Annotated in this window: 3 protein-coding genes and 3 pseudogenes; 3 read left to right on the top strand and 3 right to left on the bottom strand. The window is 57.6% G+C overall.

From position 1 onward, the window contains the following. Positions 1–311: 311 nt before the first annotated feature. A pseudogene (locus HNO88_RS21535) lies at positions 312–428 on the top strand (transposase); the annotation flags it as partial. 104 nt (positions 429–532) lie between these two features. Here HNO88_RS21535 and HNO88_RS23160 read toward each other — a convergent pair. Both HNO88_RS23160 and HNO88_RS21525 read right to left on the bottom strand, forming a co-directional pair. Further along, positions 533–1,006 carry a transposase gene (locus HNO88_RS23160; RefSeq protein ID WP_376768804.1) on the bottom strand — a complete coding sequence of 158 codons (474 nt, stop codon included), beginning with the start codon at positions 1,004–1,006 and terminating at the stop codon, positions 533–535. A 98-nt stretch (positions 1,007–1,104) separates the two neighbouring features. Then, positions 1,105–1,440 carry a hypothetical protein gene (locus HNO88_RS21525; protein WP_184250810.1) on the bottom strand — a complete coding sequence of 112 codons (336 nt, stop codon included), beginning with the start codon at positions 1,438–1,440 and terminating at the stop codon, positions 1,105–1,107. A gap of 65 nt (positions 1,441–1,505) precedes the next feature. On the opposite strand from HNO88_RS21525, the pseudogene HNO88_RS22585 reads away from it, so the two are divergent. Beyond that, positions 1,506–2,466: pseudogene (locus HNO88_RS22585) on the top strand (IS3 family transposase); the annotation flags it as partial. A gap of 183 nt (positions 2,467–2,649) precedes the next feature. Here HNO88_RS22585 and HNO88_RS21510 read toward each other — a convergent pair. Then, complete coding sequence (locus HNO88_RS21510; protein ID WP_184250802.1) at positions 2,650–4,464, bottom strand: sensor domain-containing diguanylate cyclase; 1,815 nt, start codon at positions 4,462–4,464, stop codon at positions 2,650–2,652. Positions 4,465–4,970: 506 nt separating this feature from the next. Here HNO88_RS21510 and HNO88_RS23215 point away from each other — a divergent pair. Then, positions 4,971–5,079 (top strand): annotated as a pseudogene (locus HNO88_RS23215) (IS5 family transposase); the annotation flags it as partial.

Below are 5,079 nucleotides of genomic sequence, written 5' to 3'. Positions count from 1 at the left end.
GATGACGAAGACCGCGGGTTAAGCTTACGCCGACGCCACTCAGGAACATCGATCCGCAATACGTGTCCGCTGCACAATGCCTGCTACTCTGCCGCTCAGTGGCGGCGAATCGCTGCAAACTGTCGTCGAGGATCTCTCGCCGCCTCGCTTCTCGGCTGCCGCCATTGCTCGCGCACCCAAGGGCGCCACATGTTGGCTCACGATCCGGTGCTTGAACCAGTGTGACCTGCATCCTGGATCCTGGATCCTGGATCGTTCTGAGCTGAAAAAACTCCATTTATGCTTGGGGGGTCAGAATACGGAGTGAGCGAATAAAGAGGACCAAGTTCAGCGAGGCGCAGATCGCGTTCGTGCTCAAGCAGGCTGAGGACGGCACGTCGATCGGCCAGGTGTGCCGCAAGGCCGGGATCAGCGAGGTGACGTTCTACATCTATGGACTGCTCTCCCGGTGCAAGCGATTTGATCAGCGTTCCGGCAAACTTGGGTGCCAACATCTATCCGGCGTCACCAGGAATGCTGGCGCCCATGCAGCTTATGCATCGTTGCGACGAGCCGATGATCTCACGACGGCGCGCGGGGCATGGATCAACAGCGTTCGCAGATGCCGATCTCCACGTTTGAAGATGCCGAAAAGCCTTTGGCGATTGCCGCTGGAGTGCTGTTGTGGAACCAGACCCATCCACGAGGCCAAGTGCCTTTCGTTGTCAAACTCCGCGCCAGCGCCGACCGCCGCGACAATGGCAGTTGCGGTTTTTGGTTTAACGCCTCTGATCTTGGCGAGGCGCTGGCAGGTTTCGTTGGACCGGAAAACCGCATCAATCTCGCGATCAAACCAAGCGATTTGCTCATCCAACGCGAGGAAACAGGCATAGAGCTGGGCGAGCATCGACCGGAAGAGTTCGCTGAGTTCAGGCGTACCCTCATCCAACAAAGCTTGGATCTCACGTCGTGCGCGAGACATCGACTGAGCAAAGGCAACGCCGCGGTCCAGCAGCAGACCGCGCATTTGCGCCACTAGGGCGGTGCGGTGATCGACTGGGCGCTTGCGGCCTCAGTGGAGTGCTTGAATGTCTTGCTGCTCGAAGGTCTTGCCGGGAACGAACCTCATGCCCGGTTGCCCCAGTGCCCTGCAGATGGCAACTGCTTAGTTGGGGTCGTTCTTCTGGCGACGAGCGAATGGCTTGACATATTGGGGCGCGATGATCCGCACCTTGTACCCGACTTCTTCAAACCGGCGCTGCCAGTAAATGCACCGGTGCATGCTTCGATTGCGATGACACAGGGAGGAAGGACCGCCACATCTTCCATCTTCCATCTTCCATCTTCCATCAGCCGATCACGTCGGACCCGCGGTTGTAGAACTGTTGTGCATTCCGGATCCTCGCCATGCAGCCGGAATATGTTCTTCGCCACATCGATACCAAGGATTGCCACTGTCATGTTCCATCTCCTTTCTGTCGAAGTCTCCAGCTCCGACGAGAAGGGAGAGCCGTCCATCCCATTACTGGCGCAAGAAGTATGCCGGATTGAGGCCGTCGGAGATGAAGCGGCTGCGCCAGCTTGAGTAGAAGAACGCTGAGCTGAAACGCTTGGTGGCGGACCTGAGCCTAGATAAGGCGATGCTGCAGGATGTCGTCTCGCGAAAGCTTTAAGGCCTGATCGGCGGCGCCAGCTGATCGGTGATGTCCGAAGCACTTGGCAGGTCAGCATCCGGCCGGCTTGCGCGGTGTTTCGAGCGGAACGGTCGAGCTACCACTATCGTGGCAAGGGCACCGAGCAGGCCCAGCTCAAAAAGCGGATCAAGGAGATCGCGGAAACGCGCGTATGCTATGGATATGGTCGGATCCATGTCCTGTTTCGACGCAACACCTGGGAAGTCAATGGCAAGCGGGTCTATAGGCTTCACAAGGAGCTGGGCCTTCAACTCCACAAGAAGGCGCCCAAGCGGCGGGTGCAGGCGAAGCTGAGGGAAGGCCGCTGCGTGGCCTCCCGCGTCGATGATGTGTGGGCCTTGGAATTCGTCCATGACCAGCTGGCGACCGGGCTGAAGCTACGTATCCTGACGGTGGTCGATACGTTCAGCCGGTTTTTTCGCCGGCGGTTGTTCCGCGGTTGGGCTTCCGGGCTCCAGATGTAGTCGAAGTACTCGAACGGGTCTGTGCGCAGGTGGGCTATTCCGCATCGATCAGGGCGGACAACGGCAGCGAATTTGTCTCTCGCGAGCTCGACTTGTGGGCCTACATCAAGGGGGCGACGCTGGACTTCTCGCGGCCTGGCAAGCCAACGGATAATGCGTTCAATGAGAGCTTCAACGGCAAGTTCTGGGCGGAGTGCCTGAAGGCCCAATGGTTCATAAACCTCGATGACGCGGTAAGAAAGTGCGAGGGTTGGCGTCGAGACTACAACGAGGTGAGCTCAACCACAGCATCCTTGAACAAGCCAAGCGTCCAATGGCCCAATGAGTAAATACTAATCTTCCAAGCACCGAGAGCTTTGAAGATACCCGAAGGTTGCGCGTGCCCCCCGAGCGTCTTAAATAATCCCGGCCCGGCCGTTCGCGAAAACCTCGCCGTTGTTTGTCATCCACATATACCCAAAATGTAGAGCGAAACATTATTATTCAGGTGTAGCTTACCAATTTTCGAAGCGCTACTCTGCCACAATCACTCGATTTCTTCCCTCTCGCTTCGCTCGGTACAGAGCTTCATCGGCAGCTTGGACGAGGGTCGCCCCTTCCATTTCAGTTGTAGCGACAAGCGATGCCATGCCGAAGGATGCACTTAAGCTTCCAAGCGCTTGACCTGAGAATCGCAGTTGCATGCTGTTGATGCTGGCGCGCAGATTTTCTACGCGCACGAGCATCGCCTCAGGCGTGGACGCTGGCGCCACGACCGTGAACTCTTCTCCCCCGTAGCGACAAACTATGTCACCGCCGCGAAAATGAGACTGCAACGTCGATGCGATCGCTTTTAGCACGTAGTCGCCTGCGTCGTGCCCGAACTCATCATTGAAGCGTTTGAAGTGATCCACGTCGCACATAATGACGGTGACGGGCTCTTTAGATCGGATCGACCTGGCGACTTCCGTGTTGAGTGCCTCCTCCAAGTAACGACGATTGAATAATGATGTGAGCGGGTCGCGGATCGTCTGCTCGCGAAGATCTCTTTGCAGACGGTGGTTCACCAGCGCCGAGGAAATATCTTCCGCAACCGCCCTCAGTCGAAACTGCATGTCGGACGGGATGATCTGATCCAAGTAGAGTAGGCCAATGACTTCGCCACCGGCGAGTAGAGGCTCGCAATGGTAGCTCGGGCGGCCGTCGACGTGCTTGCACGTCACATCAAGCTTATCCGTCGATTGCTCGTGACCTTGGCCCAATCGCAAGGCCCAACACTCGTCCGGGCTGAAGCGGTCAGCAGCATCGAACGGCGCACCCCATGTTGCAATCTGGACAAGTAGATTTCGCGAATTGTTGTGCGCGTAAACCGCTCCAGACATGCCCGGAAGGATCTGTGGCAAGAAGCGGCAGACCACCTCCGCCAGCTCCCCGTCCGTGCGAGCAGCCTGCATCCGATGAGCCATCATGCCGAGCCGCTCAATGGCCTGGTTGCGAACCTCGAGGGCAGCACTATGTTCGCTAAGCTCACAATTTAGCGCTTGTAGAGTTTGCTCGCTTCTCACCTGTGACGCCGCGGCCTCTTCGAGGCGCGAAATCATTGCATTGTACCCAAGCGCAATGCGCGTAAATTCGCGCGATCGCATGGTGTTCTCATCCAGGCGCTCCGCGCGGCCGCCCAGACTCATCGCTGCCATGGCCTCCTCCAAAGCTCGTGTCGGTCGGCGGATCGCCTGGATGATGAGGTAGATAAGAAAAGCAGTGACAAGTGCGATTATGGGGACGCCAATCAGAAGAAGGCGCTCGTTGAAGCGCAGCTTCTGAGCTGCCTCGTTGGATCGCTGGACGAGCAGACGTTTCTCTGCGGCGATAAGAGCGTCACGCAACTGATCGACATCAGCCATCAACCGACGCGCTTCAGCTGTACGCCTCTTGCTGGTTGCAGCGCTACTATCGTCACCCAGGGGCCCGCTGCCGACGGCAAGGGTGGCAGATAAGAAGGCTATCCGCCGTTCTAGCGCCCTTTGAAGAGCTTTCGCCCGCTCGTGTTGAGCTGGATTATCCACGGTAAGGCGCACAAGATCGTCTAGCTGACGTGAGGCACGCTTAAGCAAAGGAGTGCTTGCATAGGCGTTGGGCCGATCGCCAGAAAGAACAATGCCACGCACATCCGACTCGACCTGACGCACTAGATCGACCGGCTCAGCCGCGGCGCGGAGGACCAGCTGTGTGTGCTCGACCCAAGTGAAACTGCGTGCCACCTGCTGGGAGGAGATCGCGAGTAGCCCAGCAAGAGTGATTAAGGCGACCAGCAGGAGCACACCCAAGCCGACGACTTTGCTGACCAACGACCTGAACAAAGTCACCCCACCGTATCCAGTATACCTAAACAGAAGAGTCGTTAACATTGTGTTTAGACCGGGGCACGAGGGTTGCATCTGCACTGCGAGCCGCCCGGCTACTTGGAGGCGGCGGCAAGCTGACCAGGCCTTGGCTGCTGCCGCGGCGCTCGTCGCCTGAAACCATGATCCTTTGGGATCGATCTGCGGACGCCCGCAAAGACGCAGGCAGTATTTGGGAGATCAGGCACGTAGTCGGATGCTAAATTCTACTTGTCCTTTGGTACAGCACCGAAGGCTGCGGGCCCGACGAGAGTTCGCGGACATGAACCAGTCACAAGCGCGTAATTATTAGACGTTGGTTAGCATTAGTTCTTCTAGCTCTGTACTGCGACTGTTGTGCCATACCGTCCTTTACCCGACTACGTCTTTCGCCCCCTACTAGGCCACGTTGACAAAGTGGATTCCCAGACAGGCTGACATCTGATTCAAAGCGGCTCTTTGCGGGAGTGGCAATGGCTCGGGGTGGTTTGACAGACGAGGAATGGGAAGTGATTGCGGGACTGCTGCCATCGGAACGTGGCCGCAAATCCCGCCCTGCTCATGATAACCGACGCTTTCTCA

Origin of the sequence: Novosphingobium chloroacetimidivorans, from assembly GCF_014204535.1 — a bacterium.
GTDB classification, from domain to species: domain Bacteria; phylum Pseudomonadota; class Alphaproteobacteria; order Sphingomonadales; family Sphingomonadaceae; genus Novosphingobium; species Novosphingobium chloroacetimidivorans.
The sequence above is the reverse complement of the archived record's forward strand: the minus strand, read 5'-3'. Positions and strand labels throughout refer to the sequence as shown.